The 19,433-nt window shown below is 36.9% G+C and carries 13 protein-coding genes; 5 read left to right on the forward strand and 8 right to left on the reverse strand.

The features are described from left to right. Positions 1–665 precede the first annotated feature (665 nt). Together ELS83_RS17250 and dnaG are read right to left on the reverse strand one after the other, a co-directional pair. Positions 666–1,190: a pyridoxamine 5'-phosphate oxidase family protein gene (locus tag ELS83_RS17250; protein ID WP_171596793.1), complete on the reverse strand. Its 525-nt coding sequence runs from the start codon at positions 1,188–1,190 to the stop codon at positions 666–668. Positions 1,191–1,222: 32 nt separating this feature from the next. Continuing rightward, positions 1,223–3,178 carry a DNA primase gene (gene dnaG, locus ELS83_RS17255; protein ID WP_171596794.1) on the reverse strand — a complete coding sequence of 652 codons (1,956 nt, stop codon included), beginning with the start codon at positions 3,176–3,178 and terminating at the stop codon, positions 1,223–1,225. Positions 3,179–3,352: 174 nt separating this feature from the next. Here dnaG and ELS83_RS17260 point away from each other — a divergent pair, with 174 nt between their 5' ends. Genes ELS83_RS17260 through ELS83_RS17270 form a run of 3 tightly spaced genes read left to right on the forward strand, consistent with a single transcriptional unit; the run spans position 3,353 to position 5,426 of the window. Continuing rightward, positions 3,353–4,201: a hypothetical protein gene (locus ELS83_RS17260; RefSeq protein ID WP_249414480.1), complete on the forward strand. Its 849-nt coding sequence runs from the start codon at positions 3,353–3,355 to the stop codon at positions 4,199–4,201. A 9-nt stretch (positions 4,202–4,210) separates the two neighbouring features. Continuing rightward, complete coding sequence (locus tag ELS83_RS17265) at positions 4,211–4,900, forward strand: SIR2 family NAD-dependent protein deacylase (RefSeq protein WP_171596795.1); 690 nt, start codon at positions 4,211–4,213, stop codon at positions 4,898–4,900. A gap of 4 nt (positions 4,901–4,904) precedes the next feature. Further along, positions 4,905–5,426 carry a hypothetical protein gene (locus tag ELS83_RS17270; RefSeq protein ID WP_171596796.1) on the forward strand — a complete coding sequence of 174 codons (522 nt, stop codon included), beginning with the start codon at positions 4,905–4,907 and terminating at the stop codon, positions 5,424–5,426. A 51-nt stretch (positions 5,427–5,477) separates the two neighbouring features. Here the strand turns inward: ELS83_RS17270 and ELS83_RS17275 are convergent, their stop codons facing one another. After that, entirely contained in the window at positions 5,478–7,778 is a 2,301-nt protein-coding gene (locus ELS83_RS17275) for an inorganic phosphate transporter (RefSeq protein ID WP_171596797.1), read from the reverse strand. Positions 7,779–7,865: 87 nt separating this feature from the next. Next, positions 7,866–8,258, reverse strand: coding sequence for a methylglyoxal synthase (locus ELS83_RS17280; RefSeq protein WP_171596798.1), 393 nt, complete (start codon positions 8,256–8,258; stop codon positions 7,866–7,868). Between the two features lie 316 nt (positions 8,259–8,574). Here ELS83_RS17280 and ELS83_RS17285 point away from each other — a divergent pair, with 316 nt between their 5' ends. Together ELS83_RS17285 and ELS83_RS17290 are read left to right on the forward strand one after the other, a co-directional pair. Next, positions 8,575–8,997 carry an SPOR domain-containing protein gene (locus tag ELS83_RS17285; protein WP_171596799.1) on the forward strand — a complete coding sequence of 141 codons (423 nt, stop codon included), beginning with the start codon at positions 8,575–8,577 and terminating at the stop codon, positions 8,995–8,997. A gap of 10 nt (positions 8,998–9,007) precedes the next feature. Then, positions 9,008–9,427: an SPOR domain-containing protein gene (locus ELS83_RS17290; RefSeq protein WP_171596800.1), complete on the forward strand. Its 420-nt coding sequence runs from the start codon at positions 9,008–9,010 to the stop codon at positions 9,425–9,427. Here the strand turns inward: ELS83_RS17290 and ELS83_RS17295 are convergent. From ELS83_RS17295 to ELS83_RS17310, 4 genes are all read right to left on the reverse strand, one after another. Next, the gene (locus tag ELS83_RS17295; protein WP_171596801.1) at positions 9,421–10,032 is read right to left on the reverse strand and encodes a hypothetical protein; all 612 of its coding nucleotides are present in this window, start codon (positions 10,030–10,032) and stop codon (positions 9,421–9,423) included. The genes ELS83_RS17290 and ELS83_RS17295 overlap by 7 nt on opposite strands. A 105-nt stretch (positions 10,033–10,137) precedes the next feature. Next, positions 10,138–11,592, reverse strand: a complete 1,455-nt coding sequence (rpoN, locus tag ELS83_RS17300; RefSeq protein ID WP_171596802.1) for an RNA polymerase factor sigma-54 — start codon at positions 11,590–11,592, stop codon at positions 10,138–10,140. A 219-nt stretch (positions 11,593–11,811) separates the two neighbouring features. After that, entirely contained in the window at positions 11,812–13,257 is a 1,446-nt protein-coding gene (asnS, locus tag ELS83_RS17305) for an asparagine--tRNA ligase (RefSeq protein ID WP_171596803.1), read from the reverse strand. Between the two features lie 246 nt (positions 13,258–13,503). Next, complete coding sequence (locus tag ELS83_RS17310) at positions 13,504–19,212, reverse strand: two-component regulator propeller domain-containing protein (RefSeq protein ID WP_171596804.1); 5,709 nt, start codon at positions 19,210–19,212, stop codon at positions 13,504–13,506. Positions 19,213–19,433: the final 221 nt, after the last annotated feature.

The following is a 19,433-nucleotide window of genomic DNA, read 5'->3' on the forward strand; positions in this document are numbered from 1 at the left end:
GAACGTATCGTTCTGTTTTTCCTTCTAAATCCCCTGAAAAATCAGGCGGAAAAGCGAGTGCAAAGATAAATAAAACTTGTTTTTAATTCCAAATGTTTTTTGAAATATTTTTGAAGTTTTTTTTACCCGATGCGATTTCTTTAAATCAACATCTCACTCTCAAAACTTTTAACTAACTCCTCTCGTTTGAGAAGCGGCTGCAAAGATAAATACTTTTAATTTAAACTTGCAAATGTTTTTTAAACTTTTTTTTCAAGTTAGATCCCCTCGAAAGCCTCATGGATACTAGTGCTCCAAAGAATCTTCTCTCTTACAAAAGCGGCTGCAAAGATAAACACTTTATTTTTACAAATCCAAAACTTTTTTGAAAAAAATTAAAAAACTTCAAAATCGTAATTCCTTTAAAAACCTATTTGCGGATAAACCGCCATTCTCTCCAGAACTACTCTAACGCCTTACCGTTGTAAAGCGGGTGCAAAGATAACTGATAATAATTCCTATTTCCAAATGAAAAAATCAATCTTTTTACCACCGTATGCCTAACACTCTGATATCCCGATGGAAAAAATTTAGAAATTTAGAAAAAATTAAACTTTTTTAAATTGAGCCTGAACTTAGGGTTTCAGATATGAAAAAAGCCCTCTTTGCTAAGAAGGCTTTTGCTATTATAAATCTTTCATCGATTTTTTTCTATCCCTTTCGATTTGCCAGGGGAAATTGTTTCCATGTGGTGCACCAAATTCTTTTGCGCTTAACTCTTCTGGTTTTAATCGGTAAACTTCAACATTCTTAACTGCGGGTGAGTTATAGGTAAATTTTCTATCGGTATATTGTGCCATTAGAATATTTAAAGCATCAACTTTCTTATCGTAATCGGTAATGAATTCAATTTTCCCTCTTGCCACTACACTTTTTCCTTTCATTCGGTAACTACATGCAACATGAGCATCTTGAGCAGCAAGTTCTACTGGCGTGCAGAAAGTAATACAAACTTGCGGGTTTGCTTTCATTGCATCGATCAGCTTACCAAAATCTGCTCCATGTAAATAGATATAATCATCGTGGTAACCAAAATTCATTGGTACAACATAAGGTTTGTTTTCAGTATCAATAACCCCAAGGTCGCAGATATCACATGAGCGAATTATCTCATCAATCTGTTTTTTGTCTTCGATAAATATTGTTTTCATTCTATTAGATATGATTTTTGAGAATTGATATTCTATAAGATTGTACGATTTCCTAACTCTTTCGAAATTGCATTTTTGATTTGATCGAGTACCATTTTTTGCTGCATCAGTTCCAACATACGATCAGCATCACCCGTTTCCTGGGCTTTTTGCATTTCCTGCAGTACCTCTTTCATCAATAAGCGCACTTTCTTGCCCTTATATTCATTTACCATTTTAGGAACCAAATCTTTTAATTTCTCCAATATGGTTTCAACAAAACTTCCATTCTTGGTCCATATTTTACTTTCCTCGTATGGTTCACTAAGGATATCAGCGGCAAGCTGACTCACTTTATCATTGGAATGATCGCGGAAAAAGGTTTTCGCATTAAAATTTTCATCATCTATATGTGAACCATATTGATCGAATACCAATTGATACAATGGATTTACCGATTCCAACTCATCCCTTTGCAGTTCTGAAATAATGAACTGCCCCACCAAAGTTTGATGCTCATTTCCTTCTTCGTCCTTATCATTAAAGAGAATTTCGGTGCCAAAATTCAATAGAAAACGCACCAGTGCTCGTTCCTCAAGGTCGCATTCATTCGCCGATCTTAAAAATCCTGAATTCTCAGCCATTTTTTTTGCTGGTTCCGGCTCATCAAAATCAGGTCGCTGATTGCGCTTCCAGGCTTCTTCTTTTCTCTTGTGAATGATCTTATTGATTTCGGTATACAGAACCCTTTCATCTACATTTAGAATTCCACTACACTCTTTCACATATACCGAACGCACAATAGCATCGGGGATAATGGCAATGGAACGTACAATATCAATAATTAAATTGGCTCGTTTAACCGGATCATCCTTGGCATCGTTTAAAAGGAGGTTGGTTTTGAATACAATAAAATCGGTCTCGTTTTGGTCTATATAATTGGTAAGCTCGGTTGCACCCATAGTTTTCGAGAAGGAATCAGGATCTTCTCCCTCTGGCAACAACAAAACCTTAGCGTTTACCTCCTGCTCCAAAACCAAATCGATTCCACGTAATGACGCTTTTATCCCTGCGGGATCGCCATCGTATATAATGGTAACATTATTGGTGAATCGTTTGATCAGCCTGATTTGATCGGGTGTTAAAGCTGTACCTGAAGATGCTACCACATTTTCGATTCCTGCCTGGTGAAAAGAGATGACATCGGTATAACCTTCCACCAAAAAGCACCTGTCGTTTTGAACGATAGATTTTTTGGCCTGGTAAATCCCATAAAGCACTCGACTCTTGTGATACACTTCCGATTCGGGAGAGTTTAGGTATTTGGCGGTTTTCTTATCGTTCTTTAGAGTACGACCACCAAAGGCCAGAACACGGCCGGCTATTCCATGGATTGGAAAAATCACCCTGCCTTTAAACCGGTCAATCAACCTGCTTTCTTTATCGATACTTAATCCTGTTTTCACCAGGTACTCTTTCTTGTATCCACTGTCGATGGCCTGTTTGGAAAATGCTTCCCACTCTTCGAGACAAAAGCCGATTTGGAATTTTTTAATGATATCGTCACGAAAACCACGTTCCCGAAGATAGCTCATACCAACAGCCATTCCTTGCGGGTGTTGATGTAAGTTGTGCGAAAAAGTCTTTTGAGCGAAAGAATTTACGATCATCATACTTTCACGATCGTTCTTTTGCTTTACCTGCTCGGGCGACAATTCCTGCTCAACAACTTCGATATGGTATTTTTTTGCAAGATATTTTAAGGCACCAACATAATCGAGATGCTCATGCTCCATGATAAAGTTAACGGAATTTCCACCCTTTCCACATCCAAAACACTTGTAAATTCCCTTAGCAGGAGACACGGTAAATGAAGGTGTTTTCTCGTTGTGAAACGGACACAAACCCAAATAGTTTACCCCACGTTTCTTAAGCGTTACAAAATCCGAAACAACTTCAGTTATCTCTGCCGCATCAAAAATTCTTGATATCGTAGCCTGATCAATCATACGAACAAAAATAGAAAACAAGATTGATATACATTCAAGGAATGTAAAAATTTAAAAACACTTCTTCGTAAAATATAATTTTATCTGCCTTTGAGAGTTTTATTATCAGATATCGGAACACATATTTTTGTGACAGATTGTATTAATGAGTAAATTGAAACTGAATTAATTCTTATGATGAAAAAACTTCTTTGTGCCATATTCATTTGCCTGCTAAGCATGCCACTTTTATCGCAGGAACATTTGCCAACACATGCCGATTACCTGGCTTTTGTACAAAGCAAAACCCTGGTTGTACTTGACGACAACCCCATGAGTGAATACAACTTTAGAATTCGCAATGTGATTAAAAAGAACTGGACCATTACCGAGTATGAGTTTATTTCCAATGCCGAATTTGAAAAGAAACGATTTGACCCAAACTATTCTTTTATCATGAATACCCTGGTGACTTTTAACAAGGATAAAACCAAAGCCAGGTATAATTTTTTGAGTTTGCTGATGGGTGGAAAAGAAAAGCGAATTGCCAACATGCCCGATTTGTGTTCGGTACCTTTATCGTACAAGCATGTACACGAAGATGTTTACGCACATAAACTACCTTGTTTTATTCGCTTTATGCAAAAACATGTGCAATTGGTGATTGAAAAGCCGGAAATCATATCAGCAAACATGCTGAAATACTATAATAAGAATGCTGCCCTATTACAAGGGAAAACGCTTTACTTGCTAATGGATGAATTACAAAAGGAAGTAAACAGCCTGGCAAAAATTAGGAAGATATATCCCGGTAAGGTAAAAATTGTGAGTAAGGAAGACTTGGAAGAAGCGATTGAACACAAATTGGACAATGTTGTTTTTCTGCATAAGGTTGGTCCGGAACAATGGAAAATTAAAGCCCGTTGCTTTAAGATATTGGTTGGAGCGAGTGATTCTGATTTTTATTATTTCGATTATCACATGATCAACAAAAAGCAAACTGATGGATTCTTGGCAAAAGATTTTAAACGAATTACCCAATAAATAATAAGGATGAAAAAGCTAGTTGTATTAAGCGGTGCTGGCATGAGTGCCGAAAGTGGAATCAGAACCTTTCGCGATATGGGAGGTTTATGGAATGAATATGATGTAATGGAAGTGGCCAGTCCAACTGCCTGGGCCAACAATCCTAATCTGGTTCATCAGTTTTACAACGAAAGAAGAAAGCAGTTATTTGAATGCTCGCCCAATAAAGGTCATATTTTAATTAAAGATTTGGAAGGATATTTCGATGTGGATATCGTAACTCAAAATGTAGACGATTTGCATGAAAGAGCCGGTAGTTCAAAAATTCTGCATTTACATGGTGAATTAAAGAAAGCACGTAGCACGGTTGATTCGAATCTTGTTTATGAATTAGACAAATGGGAATTAAAACTGGAAGATACCTGTGAAAAAGGTTCTCCACTTCGTCCGCACATTGTTTGGTTTGGTGAAAGTGTTCCTGCCATTTCCGAGGCAGCAGAAATTGTTTCGCAGGCCGATATTCTTTTAATAATAGGTACTTCCTTAAATGTGTATCCGGCAGCTGGTCTTATCGATTATGCACCAAACAACATCCCGGTTTATATTATAGATCCCAACCAACCTGCTGTTCATTCCAATAAAAACATCACTTTTATAACAGAGAAGGCAAGTGTTGGTATGGAAAAACTTTTTGAAATTCTGGACATTAAATCCTAAAATTATGAAAAACTTACTTGTTGCCTTATTCTCGATAATCGCTTTGGCATCCTGTAGTACCTACGAATCGGAAGTGCCTCTTGGAAATCCTGGAGATACCGAATTGGATGATAAGTTTCTTGGGAAATGGATTTTAAGTGAAGAGAAGAAAACAGAAGAAGTATCGGGCCATATAGAAATTATCCCTTTTAATAGACAGGAATACCTGGTTCAAATTATTGAATATGCCGATTCGACAGACTACCTTGAGTCGATCCTGAATTTTAGAATGTTCCCAAGTAAGATTAAGAAGGATATATATTATAACCTACAGATGTTGGGTACAGATGAAAAATCCAGTTTCCTGATCTACAAGCTAAAAGCAATATCGGGAAACCGATACAAACTTTTGTATTTGGCAAAAGATCATTTCGAAAAACAATTTAACTCAACAGGTGAATTTCGGAAGTATGTTGAAAGCAATCAGAAGGAGTTTAATAAAACTTTTATGACCGAAGGAGTTTTAAGTCGAAAAGTTGAAAAATAAAAAAAGCCGGAACTTATAATTCCGGCTTTTCTATATTATTAATGTATTGGACTAATCATCCATAGATTCTTCTTCCATAGATTCAACTTCTTCTCCATTGAATCCTGAGAAGTCTCTTGAAGCTTTCAATAAGTTTCCGGCATGAAGCGTAAGGTTCTTGGTTTCGTTCAAGATACCCAGATATAGAACAGAATTTCTTGTTCCTACTTTTTCTGCCTTAATTCTCTTGATTTGCTCTTTTCTGAACTTGCGAAGCGATTTCAACAAGTCTTTTTGTTTTTCAAGGGCTTTCTCAATTTCAGCATTCTCATAATTGCTGTCTTTCAATAAGCGGTTAATGGTTCTGAAGAAATCATCAAGTTTGGTTTGAATGATATTCAATTCGTTCACCTGCTCCTTGATCAAAGTCTTGTGATTGTTATCAACGTAATCGAAAGCCGGACCAGCAATGAAACTCATTGAGTGAGCAATCTCACGCAAGTAATCAATTAACTGTACATAGAATGGACCGGTTGCGATGCTATCTTCTGTCAATTTCTTCATCATCGCAGGAACCTGATCTTTCATCAGTTTAGCTTCCTTATCTAATTTACGCGCTTTTTTGTTGCATTCTTTCAATTTGGCACGTTCTTCGAAAGCCAGGCCATTTATAATTTTACCATATAGGTTTGGAATCTTAACCGTAATACCTGAAACGGCAAAAGTCAGCTGTTCAAAAATTCCACCTTTTATAATAATAGTATCATCATCTTCGGTAACGGTTTCCTCTTTTGCTTTAGATTTTCTCTTGTGGAAAACGTGAGAACGCACCACGAAGATAACTGCAAGGGCTAACAATCCGAAAATTGCAAAACCACCTAACCAGTTAATCAGGTTAGCGAAGATAAATGCCGCTGTAAACGCACTAAATGCAGTAAAGAACCATCCACCAATTACGGTAAGTACACCAGTAATACGATATACGGCAGAATCTCTACCCCATGCTCTATCAGCCAACGAAGTACCCATTGCTACCATAAAAGTTACATAGGTAGTAGATAATGGCAACTTAAGTGAAGTACCAATAGAAATCAAAATACTGGCTACAGTAAGGTTAACCGATGCACGAATCATATCGAAAGCAGGTCTGTCTTTAGGATCAACTCCAGGAATTACTACTTCTTCTGGTTTGCTAAATCGGTTGGCAATACCTTGCTGAACTGTTGCAGGCATCATGCGCTTAAAGTTACTGTTCGCAGATAATGAACGACGAACTAATAAACGTGCAAAGAAGGATGATCCAAATTTCTCGTCTCCCTCATTTTGGCTACTTAGGCCAATCTCTGTTTCGGTAACAGTTCTTGCTTTTTTAGATAACCAAAGTGTAACGGTCATCACAATACCAGCAATCACCAACAGGTAAGTCTCTGTTTGTACTTTCTGACTCAAAATACCCATTGTCATTCCGTAAGGATCGGTACCCGGATTAGCAGCAAATGCCTGGAATGATTTGAAACCAGCCAATGGCACACCAATAAAGTTTACAAGGTCGTTACCCGCAAAGGCCATAGCCAAAGCAAATGTACCAACCAATACAATCACCTTAAGGATATTTAAACGAACAAACCAAACTAAAGCTTGTAACAAGATCGTCCATCCAACAAATGAAACAGCAATAATTGTTAAAGTGTTGGATTTGATCCAAGTCAAAGTTTCTTTGGTAATAAAAGAGGATCCTTTAGCACCTTTAATCAGGATAAAATAAGTAATTGCAGTAATTGCAATACCTCCGAAAATGGCACCAAAATACTTGAATGTTTTCTCGTACTTGTACGTGAAAATTAATCGTGTAATCCATTGAACCAATGAACCCGATAAGAAGGCGATAACAACACTCAACAAAATACCGGTAATAATTGCCAGTGCTTTGGCCGAGTTAATGTAAGTTCCTAAATCGAGCAAACTTTGATCGGCAGAATTCATAATTTTAACAACGGCAACAGCAACAGCAGCTCCAAGCAACTCAAATACAATCGATACTGTAGTTGATGTTGGAAGACCTACGGTGTTGTAAAAGTCCAACAGAATAATATCTGTTAGCATTACCGCGATAAAAATGATCATGATTTCTGCAAAGTAGAATTGGTCTGGGTGGAAAATCCCTTTACGGGCTACCTCCATCATACCACTCGAGAAAGTTGCTCCTACCAAAATCCCAAGGCTGGCAATAATCATGATAGCCCAACGTGGGGCAGCCTTAGAACCGAATGCAGAGTTTAGGAAATTCACGGCGTCGTTACTCACGCCAACGATAAGATCGCTTATGGCCAATGCAAATAGCACGACCACAATTAGTAAATAAAAGTTCTCCATGTTATTAAGTTCGTAAATTCATCGCAAACATACGAACACATGGAGACTAAAATGTTTCGTTTTTATTACGTTTGTGTTAACTCTGTGTTAACTTTTTGTTTCCTCAGTCTTATTAAGCTTAACTAAATAATCGGCTGTAGCAACGTTTAAAGCCATTGGTACATTGTTAATTACGCAGGTTCTAATTAACGTTTGAATGTCGTGTTCGTGCCCATGAGGTGTTTCAGCATCAATTAGAAATATGACTTCATGAACCTTTCCTTCGAGTATTTGAGCGGCCAAAAGTATGTCACCACCATTGGGTCCATGTCCAAATGGCTCAACTTCAAGATCCAATACCGAATTTAAGATTTCAGAAGTATTAGTAGTACCTATTAATCTGTGCTTTTTCAACTCATCCAGGTGTCTTTTTACCCATGCAAGCATTACACTCTTTTTCTCGTTGTGTGCAACCAGGGCAATTGTTTTCTTCGTTTCCATAAGAATCTCTTATTAATTTGATTTGATGTTAATTTCTCTGTGTTTAGTGAATTTCTTCTACATGTAATCAAAAAAAAACATATTATTTAGAAGAAGTCTGTCCTTTCAAACAAGTTTTTTGTATTTTTCTGATTAGTACAACAGCACTTTACATTGTGTAATTCTTAATCTATATTGATTCGAATAGGAATATCTGATAATGATTGCTATCGTAGTACAAATATTGAATTTTAAATCACGATAACAAATAAACAAAGTATTCTTCAAATCAGTAATAAAATTGTAAATTTGTTAATATTATATTAATGCAAACAATATGAACTACCTATCTAAAATTCTATTATTGTCTGTTCTAATTTGTGGAATTGGCTTAAGTTCTTGTAAGGAAGAGGCGAAAGAACCCGTGAAAAAAGAAACCACCCAAAAAGTGGCCAAAAAGCAGGAAGTAAAAAAGCCGAAACCAAAACCTGTTGAAAAAAAGAAGTTGGAACCTGTGGTTGAAAAGCTTCCCAACAAATATTTCCTGATTGTTGCAAGTTTCCAGGAGAAAGCAAATGCTGAAAATCTTCAATCCAAATTAAAAAGTGAAGGTTATGTAGCAAATGTTCATGATGCCAATAATGGTTTTTACCGCGTTTCATACAAAGCTTTCGCTGATAGAAAACTAGCATTCCAGGAACTTGCATCGGTGCGTGCAACGGAAGAACACAAAGACACCTGGCTATATATCAAACGATAATTTTTAGGACATGGCAAGATTAAGCTATTTACTCATTCCTCTTTTTCTTCTTATGCTATCGTGCAAAGATGAAAAAAAGCTAACTACTGTTAGTAAGGACAATGTTGTTGAACAAACGGCAAAAAGACAGGTACCGGAATTAACGCCACCGCCTGAAAAACCAGAACCAAAATTGAGCAGTGCCGAAATTGCCAAAAACAGGGAAATTTTCGATTACCATATTGTTGCAGCAAGCTACAATTACCAAAAACAGGCCGATGCATTTAAAAACAGGTTGTACCAAAAAGGATATCCTGCTATTGTTTTGGAGAAGAATGGTAAATTCAGGGTAATTCTTCAATCGTTTAACAACAAAGAATCTGCTATAAAAGAGCTAAAACGATTGAGAAAACTCAATAAAAAACCAGATTTGTGGTTGTTGCGTCAATAAAGCTGAAGAAGCATTACAGTAGAGAAAATAACAACAAAACCTAATATAAAACCTGCATACACCTGCAAAGGAGTATGCAGGTTTAATTTTAAGCGGGAGTAAGCAAGAAGTCCTGCCAACAGAATTCCAGCCATAAAATACATGCGCATCGATCCGGCATAGAGGATGGTAAAACTAATCACCATTCCAATGAATCCACCAATACCGGCCATGTGAATGCTAATTTTCCATTTCGTAGAGATTAAAGCAATCATGCCAATAGAAATGATTGCAGCCAATTGCAGGTGAGCAATAATCCTGGTAATTGGGAATTTCATTAGCAAATAGAAACCCAAAGCGTAAAAAATAAGTGTTAATGCAAGGGGAACCATTCTCTCTCTTCGTTCTGTTAAGCCATAATCGGAAACAAACTTTTGCGCTTTTAGCAATGGAAGGATACTTATTGGCAAAAGGATGGTTGATATTCCAACAATTAAATAGATCACACGAATCAGCTGTGGAGGTGTAAAATCGAGAAAAGTGCCTGAATGAAATATCACAAAAATTGAATACAAAGGCATCAACATTGGGTGTGCTATTCCCGAAATTATTCTTGAAAGATTCATAATCTATTGGTTTATTTATCAGCTTTTAATAAGCCCGTACTTTAACAAAAGAAAGGTGCAAAGATAATTGTCTTTGCACCAATTCAGTATCTAATTTATTCTTTTTTACAATTCCTTTCTTAAGCGGGCAACCGGAATATTCAATTGCTCGCGATACTTGGCAACTGTTCGCCTGGCAATTTTATAGGATTTCTCTTTTAAAATTGCCGCCAGCTTATCGTCGGTTAATGGTTTTTTCTTGTCCTCGTTATCAACACACTCCTGAAGAATCTTTTTAATCTCACGTGTTGAAACCTCCTCGCCGCTATCGGTTTGCAAACCTTCCGAGAAGAAATATTTTAAGGAAAAAATACCAAAATGTGTTTGAATGTATTTTGAGTTGGATACACGAGAAATGGTTGAGATATCCAATCCCGTGATGTCTGCAATATCTTTCAGAATCATCGGTTTTAGTTTTTTCTCGTCGCCTTCCATAAAATATTCGCGCTGAAACTCGATAATGGCATTCATGGTAATCAACAAAGTGTTCTGTCGTTGCTTTATGGCATCGATAAACCATTTTGCAGAGTCGAGCTTTTGTTTCACAAACATTACAGCATCTTTCTGCTCCTTGGTCTGATTTTTCTTGTTGCCTGCATAATCCTGAATCATTTCAGAATAGGTACGACTCACATGCAATTCAGGAACATTACGTGCATTCAGGCTTAATCGTAAATCTCCATCTTCTTCTTCCAGAATAAAATCAGGAATAATGGTTGGCGAAGCTTTCACCATCGGATTGTTAAATGCACTTCCTGGTTTAGGATTTAGTTTCAGAATTTCATCGATGGCACATTTAAAATCTTCATCGCTTGCGCCTACTCTTTTCTGAATTTTATCGTAGTGTTTCTTTGTAAACTCCTCGAAATGTTTCTTTAGAATTAAATGTGCCAATTTAACATCCGGGTTGTGTTTGCCCTTTCGTGATATCTGTAATAACAAACATTCCTGCAAATCGCGGGCGCCAACTCCTGCCGGATCGAAATCCTGAATCACACGAAGCAGTTCAACCAATTCTTCGAAAGAGGTTTCAATTCCGGTTGAAAAAGCCAGATCATCAACAATATTGTCGATATCTCTTCTCAGGTAACCATCTTCGTCGATGTTGCCAATTAGGTATTCGGTTAAAGCAGCTTTTTCGGGTTCTAATATTCGTAATCCAAGCTGAGAAATTAGCAGTTCATGAAAGGTTGTTCCTCCCGAGAAAGGAATTTCTTCATGTTTATCGTCTTTTGAATAGTTCTGAGCAGATAATTTATAGGACGGGATGTCCTCGTCGTTCATGTAATCCTCTAGGGTAAATTCTTCTTTATCGGTATCGCGCTCGTTGTTATCTTCTGTTTGGGCCGAGTCTTGAAACTCCTCTATTTTCTCGCCTTCTTCGAGAACCGGATTTTCTTCCAGTTCTTTTTTAATTCTCTCCTCAAGCTGCAAAGTTGGAAGCTCCAACAATTTTATCACCTGTATTTGCTGGGGCGATAATTTTTGAAGTAATTTTTGCTGTAAACTTTGCTTTAGCATAAAAAATTGTGTTCTGGTTTAGTCGAAGCAAGGTACATAATCTGCGCTGAACTTACAAATATCGAGCCAAAACGAAAAAGTTAAAAATGATTAAAGGAAATTGGTAGCCAGTGGCAAGTGTAAACTATCAATGATCAGTCGTGGATATTCTTCGGAAAAGGGTATAAAAAAACCGCATCACGGTAGTAATGCGGTTCTATTTATGACCTTATTTCTTTTCTAGAATTCTGCATTTTTTGGAGTTCTTGGGAAAGGAATTACGTCGCGGATATTACCCATTCCGGTAACAAACAACATCATTCTTTCGAATCCAAGACCGAAACCTGCATGAGTTGCAGATCCGAAACGACGTGTATCTAAATACCAATCCATTTCTTCTGCAGGAATATCCATTTCCTTCATTCTGTTCATCAGCTTGTCTAAATCTTCCTCACGCTGAGAACCTCCTACGATTTCGCCGATTCCCGGGAATAAAATATCCATTGCAGCAACTGTTTTTCCATCGTCGTTCTGCTTCATGTAGAATGCTTTGATATCCTTAGGATAATCGATCAGGATAACTGGTTTCTTGAATTTCTTCTCTACCAAATATCTTTCATGCTCCGATTGCAAGTCGGCTCCCCACCCTTCAATCAGGTATTGGAATTTCTTCTTCTTATTTGGCTTAGAGTTACGAAGTATATCAATTGCCTCTGTATAAGTTAAACGTACAAAATCGTTCTCCAATACAAAGTTCAATTTCTCGATTAGCTCCATCTGGCGATCTTCTGCCTTCAAGCCTTTTTCTTCTTCCTGTAAGCGCTTGCTCAGGAACTGAAGATCTTCCATACAGTTGTCCAAAGCATATTTGATCATGTATTTCAGGAATTCTTCAGCCAAATCCATGTTATCTTTGATATCATAGAATGCCATTTCAGGTTCAATCATCCAGAACTCTGCCAGGTGACGAGTTGTATTGGAATTTTCGGCACGGAAAGTAGGGCCAAAAGTGTAAATTTCACCCAAAGCCATAGCTCCCAATTCACCTTCCAGCTGTCCTGATACAGTAAGATTGGTTTCTTTTCCAAAGAAATCTTCTTTATAGTTGATTGTTCCATCCTCGTTTAAAGGTGGGTTTTTAGGATCAAGGGTTGATACTCTGAACATTTCACCAGCACCTTCGGCATCCGAACCGGTAATTAATGGTGTGTGCATGTAGTAGAATCCTTTTTTGTTGAAGAACTCGTGTACTGCATACGCCATGGCATGACGAATACGGAATACTGCGCTAAATGTATTGGTACGGAAACGCAAATGAGCCTTTTCTCTTAAGAACTCCAAAGAGTGTTTTTTAGGTTGAAGTGGATACTTTTCAGGATCGGCAACACCTAAAACCTCTATATTTTTAGCAGCAATCTCAACCGATTGACCACTACCTTGCGATTCAATAATTTCTCCATTAACCGAAATGGCTGCGCCTGTTGTGATCTTTTTAAGCAAGTCCTCATTAAAATTAGGAACATCAACAACTACCTGAAGATTTTGAATAGTAGAACCATCATTTAGAGCCACGAAATTAATTTGCTTGTTTCCGCGCTTTGTTCTTACCCATCCTTTCACATTCACCGTACTGCCTACTTCTGCAGAAGTCAACAGATCTTTGATCTTAATTCTTTTCTGTTCCATTTTAATTAATACTTAATGAGATGAATACAGCTACTAGCTTCAAGCCTCAAGCTGCAAGTCATTCTCAAAATTAATTGAGAATGACTTAGTTAAATCATTCTATTTCTGAAAGATATTGCATTAAAAAATCACTTTTTGCAAAATCGAACTACAAAAATATAAAAATTGCTTGCAATACTGTTTAATCGATGCTAATTAATTGAAAAAAAGACCGAACCTAAAGGCCCGATCTTTTATTCTGGTAATTTATCGTACAATTAATCTACCCCTGTAAATTTTATCTCCTCTTAGTTCTATAATATATGTACCGGAGCTTAAGTTGCCTCTTGGTATCTCAACCTGGTCCGACTTTATTCCTTTTCTTTGGTAAACTACGCTACCTCTTGCATCAAGTATCCGAAGAGTATATTCCTTGAAAGCCTGGTTCTCAAATTGAGCGTAACACCTGTCGGTCATCGGGTTAGGATAAACTGTTAATTTCTCTACTTTCCCTTTTCTTTCTACGATACCTGTAGTTTTATTTCCTGCATCTACTACATTAGAGCTTGATACTGCATAAGAATAGATACTTGATTTTATAGTAGCAGGATCACAAACATCTGGTGCTTCTATCTGAAGAACATAGTATAGAAATTCTTCTTCGCCCGGAGCTGAATTGTCAATGTATTTTGATTCTGAATTAGAAATCGAAGTTAACAATTGAAGGTCGTCAAGTGATGTTCCCCTGTAAATATGGTAGGTATCAAAGTCGAGCCCCAGATATTTATTCCAAGCCAGATTAATTGCTCCATTAACACCATAACTGGCCTGAAGTAGCATGGTACGATGTTCTTCACTCATTTCAGATTCAACTCCACAAACATCAACAATAGAAATTGCATAGGTATGTGAACGGGCAGCTGGATCCGAGTCCTCATCTATATAAAGGCTCTCCTGATCGAAAGGCATATTTGACACCAGTTCATATTGTGAGGAAGTATTTGATTCCTTATAGATATTGTATGAATCGATTCCATATCCATCCCGTCTTGCCCAAACTATCTCATTTTTATTGTCGGAATTCACAGAAACAATGCACAGATTCTGTTCCTGATAGGTATTTAATACTGCAATCGAAATGGTGTCAATATCAGAACAACCTTCATCATTGTATACTCTTAACCAGTATTTTCCTTCGCCAGGTGGTGCAATTAATTTATCGGTCGAGCCTGTTGACCATTTGTAGGAAGAAAAATCTCCATTGGCACTTAGCTCTGTTGTATTCGGACAGAAATATTCGCCTTTATTGGAAATGATATTTACATCCTCAACTTTCTCTAACTGCTCAATATTAGCTGTTTCTGTAGTCTCACATGAATTATGGTCTTTAACGGTAAGAGTATAACTTCCGGCGCTAAGATCGTATAAATCCTTAGTGGTTGAATTGTTGGTATCATTCCATAGGTATTCGTATGGAAGTGTTCCTCCTGAAACAATTGCTTCAATACCTCCTGAGTTTTCTTCACCACAGCTGTTAAAACTTTTCACTTCAACCAAGATTGGTTCTGGCTGATTGAGCTTAATACTGTCAATCGATACACAATTATTCGCATCGGTAACTGTCACAAAATGAAATTTTCCACCTCCTAAGGAATTCACAATTGAATCACTTGTGTTGTTTACATCATCCCATTGGTATGTAAAAGGAGCTTTTCCTCCAATTGGGGTAATTACTGCCATACCATCGGTAAGGCCATAGCAGGAGACATCTTTCTTGTCGGTAAATTTTAAGAGCGGATCATGCCCAACACTAATTGTTGCTATTTCTGAACAGCCATTGGCATCGGTAACAGTAACCGTATATTCTACTCCTTCTTCCAGGTTTTCTATCCTGCTTGTTGTACTGGCATTTGAATCGTCCCAAAGGTAGGTGTATGGAGATAAACCACCTGTTGGCTTACAAATGGCAGCACCATCAGTTCTGCCTGTACATGTAACATTAAAACCTTCAACATTTACAATCAAAGGAAGCGGCTCTGTAATTGTTAACTGTCTGTCTGTTACCAATTCACCATTCTTGTTTTTCACCAACAAGTGGTAAGTATCGGCCTGAAGATCTGCAAAAATACTATCGGTCTGGAATGTTTTTCCATTGTCAATAGAATACTGATATGGATGATTTCCTCCTGTTGGAGTGATAATTAGAGAACGATTACCATCGCCTGAACATGAACCATTGTTTACAGAAATTAATACCTCTTCGTTGGTACACTTGGTATATTTTAGGAGTCCTGATGCAGTTCCATACCACAGGTTGCCTTTAAAATCATCCTGAATGCAGTAAACTGTTGATCCTGGTAAAGCATTGTTAGGCTCAATATCAACCCATGACTCGCCAGAATATTGTACCAGTTTTGCTTCTGTTTCTCCTTGATCAAGATCTTTATAATAAGCAAGAATCACATTTTTTGCTGCATCTTCTCCAAATATAGAAGGATAATATTCACTACTCACTCCATGATCATCACCATCGTAAAATGTCCAGCTATCATTTTCAAAAACTGCCACATGTTGTTCAAAAGCCACCCAAACCCGATTTTGAGAATCAACAAAAGCTCTTTCCGTAAGCATTGTATTCCCTGCCGGTGTTAGTGGTACTTCAACCTCGCTAAATGCATTACCATCGTATTTATTAAACTTTCTACCGCTATAAAAAACCCACATATTTCCAAGCGAATCGGCTTGAATATCATTTACTGTATTGTCTAATAAACCTTCATTTTGTGTGTATGAAACGAACTGATTGTTTGAATATTTACTGATTCCATACTGACCATCGAAACGCAACCAAACATCGTCATTTTTATCAACAGTTACACCCATCACCTTATTGGCTTTCAAGCCATCTTCGGTGCTTAGTTTCTCAAACTGATTATCGGTATATTTGTACAATCCGATATCCGTAGCAATCCAAACATTACCTTTTGAATCACTTGCAAGCTCGTAGATAAAACCAGTAAAGCCATCTTCTTCCGAAAACTTAAACCATCCGGTTCCGTCAAACTTTTGTAAATTATTTGACCCATAATCTACACTTACCCATAGGTTTTTGTCCTTATCTAAAGTAGAGTTATTTACTCCACTGTTCAGCAGTTCACTTTGGGTATTATAGGTTACCCAATTTCCATCTTTAAACTTACTTAATCCTTCTCCAGGGTTAAAACCAAGCCAAATGTTTCCAAACAGATCTTCTCCTATGGCTGATACTTTATCAGATAACAATCCGTTTTCACTTGAATATTGGTACCAAGCATCATTGCTTAGGTATCCTACACCATTATCCGTAGCAATCCACACTCCTCCATTGGCATCTGCATAAATATCATAAATCCATGTAAGTGTATTATTTAGGTTTGGATTGATTCGAATAAATTCACCTGCCTGAAATTTAAGTAATCCAGATTCCCCTTCTTCTACCCAGTCGCTACTTGCCCAAATGTTTCCATCTTTGTCTTCTTCCAGGTTTTTAATTCCTCCTATACTTTTCCCTTCCGAACTCACAATAAAAGTAGCGCAAGAATCTATTTTGTTATCATTGAGTATTTTAAATCTGGTGACACCATCATTGGAACCTATCCATAACTGATCTTTATTATCAATTTTTAAGGAATAGATGTTTGCATCAAGTAAACCATCGGAATAAGCAAAATTGACGAATTCTGTTCCATTATATCGAGAGAGTCCTTCGCTTGTTGCAAACCACAAATTCCCATATTGATCTTCCTCAATATCTCTCACATCCATACCTGCTAATCCATCTTCTTTATTAAAAGTAGTCCAACTGTTTCCATCATACTTGTGTAATCCAAGGCCATTAAAGTCGGTACCAGCCCATATATTTTTATTTTTATCGACGTGCACACATTCAAATTCATTAGTCGTTTCAATAATGTCCCAATCTGAACCATCATACTTGCCAATTTCCAACCTGTTTGCAAACCACAACTTTCCTTCAGAATCTCTTTCTATGGCATTAATATAAGTATCGTTTAACTGCAAACCATCTCCCACTTTTGAAAAGTTACAAAGGCTATTCTCAACCACTGGTATTACCTTCAACACAAAAGAGACTCTTGTTTGACAGCCTTTATCATCAAAAACCGTTACATGGTAAAAATGATCAGCTTTCAAATTATTGGCGGTGTTTGATATAGAACCTGACTCTTCCCACAAATAAGAATAGGGTGGATTTCCTCCTTTAACACCAATAGTAGCAGAACCATCGCTTAAATCAGACCTGGAAATATTGGTGCTATCGGCAACAAATGCTTTCAGTTCTGCCGATTCATATGCAATTGTGTAATTGTCATCATCAATATTAAGCTGGTTAAGACAACCATTTTCATCTTTTACCTGAACCCTGTATTTACCCGATTTATCGACCAATTGATTTTTTTCATTACCTATACTGGTAAGGGTTTCCCCCAAATCATTAAAGAACCACTCATAAGAGTCATATTCTTTTTCGGTGCTTAAAATTTTATCCCCATCTCCGCAAAATTTTGATTCTTCTGTAAAAACAATTTCAGGAATTGCACCTGTATAGATTGTTAAGGTATCAGAAAAGCGCTTGTTTCCATTTTTATCGACAGCTGAAACAGAATATTTTCCTTTCTTATCTACTATGATTCCGTATCTTGATTTATCAACATCTAATTTGGTATCCCATTCGTATGACTGCATAAAATCATACACCTTAATTTCTCTTTCTTCACCTTCGCAGATGTTATTACTTGCATTTATAATTCGTAAATGATTTACATCACCATTCGCATCTGTTTTGAGAACATAGGCTCTGTTATTATTACCATCAATTCCCCAGGCTGCATTTCCCCAATGGTAACCTGATCCGTATATAAAATCTCCATTTAATTTAATACGCTGCAATTGACCTCCCAGATTTGAACCAAAAAACTTTTCCCAAAGCATAGTTCCCTCAGAGTTTACTTTAATTAAGTATGGATCTGTGCTATATTCCGCTTTATCAATGTTTCCGGCAATTAATAAATTAGCTTCTGCATCTTCCACAATATCTTCCCCGGCCAGATTGTTAGGAGTGTAAGTATTCTTGTTCCACAGGATATTTAAATTGGAATCGTATTTGCCGAACCACAAGTTTGATCTTAGTGATCCATTGTCATCATATTCAAATCGTCCTGCAAATGCGTAAGAACCATCACTACAATAATGTAAACTCCTTAAAAACTCATTTTCAATACTAAGGGTCTGAGTATTCTGAAGTAGATTTCCAGAATCATCCAATTTTGCTATCGCTGTATTCGCAGCCGCATCCTTGTAATACTCTCCACCAATAACATATCCCTCTGGAGTTTTAACAACTGCCCTCGGAGTAAAACTGTTCGGGTCGGAAATTCCATCTAAGGTGATTGAATTGTTTGCCCAAATCAAATCACCATTAAGGTCTACTTTTAAAAGGGCAGGACGAGTAAGTGGAGTAGACATTTGACCAGCGATGGCATAACCTTCTCCTGAAATAGAAATCAGATCGTTGCAATAATTGTAGCTGTTGCTATCACCAATTCTTTTTTCCCACAACTGATTCCCATTATCATCAATTTTTTGAAGGTAAATATGGTAATAGTCACCATACTTTAAATCTCCTCCAATAATGTATCCGTTATCTGCACCCGTACAAATTCTTTTTCCTAATATTTTTCCTTCAGGGTGTTGCAAAACTTTGCGCCAAAGAGTATCTCCTTTTTCATTCAGTTTGTATAATGACGTACCGCTTTCAATAGAAGTGAGAACCAATATTTCACCCGATGATGTAATACAAATGTCATTTGCTTGTTCCCATTCTTCATTAGGATGATAAAGAACTTTCTCAAATGTAGTTTGAGCATATAAATTGCTACAAATACAGATTAATAAGGCAATTAAGTAAAATTTTTTCATAGTTTATTAGTGTCAGATTATTGCTAGGTGTAAAACGATGTTAATTTAACATGAATCAATATTAAAGTCAAACTTTACAGCTTAAGTTTAATATTTTGAACTGATTATAAATAAGAATATTACATTTTATAAAATACATGTATATCAGTCTAAAACCTGAACTATAATAAGCATAAACAACACATCTAATAAGCAATAGTAAAAGGATTTTTAATGCAGAT

It is taken from the genome of Marinifilum caeruleilacunae, assembly GCF_013141825.1.
Classification (GTDB): Bacteria; Bacteroidota; Bacteroidia; order Bacteroidales; family Marinifilaceae; genus Marinifilum; species Marinifilum caeruleilacunae.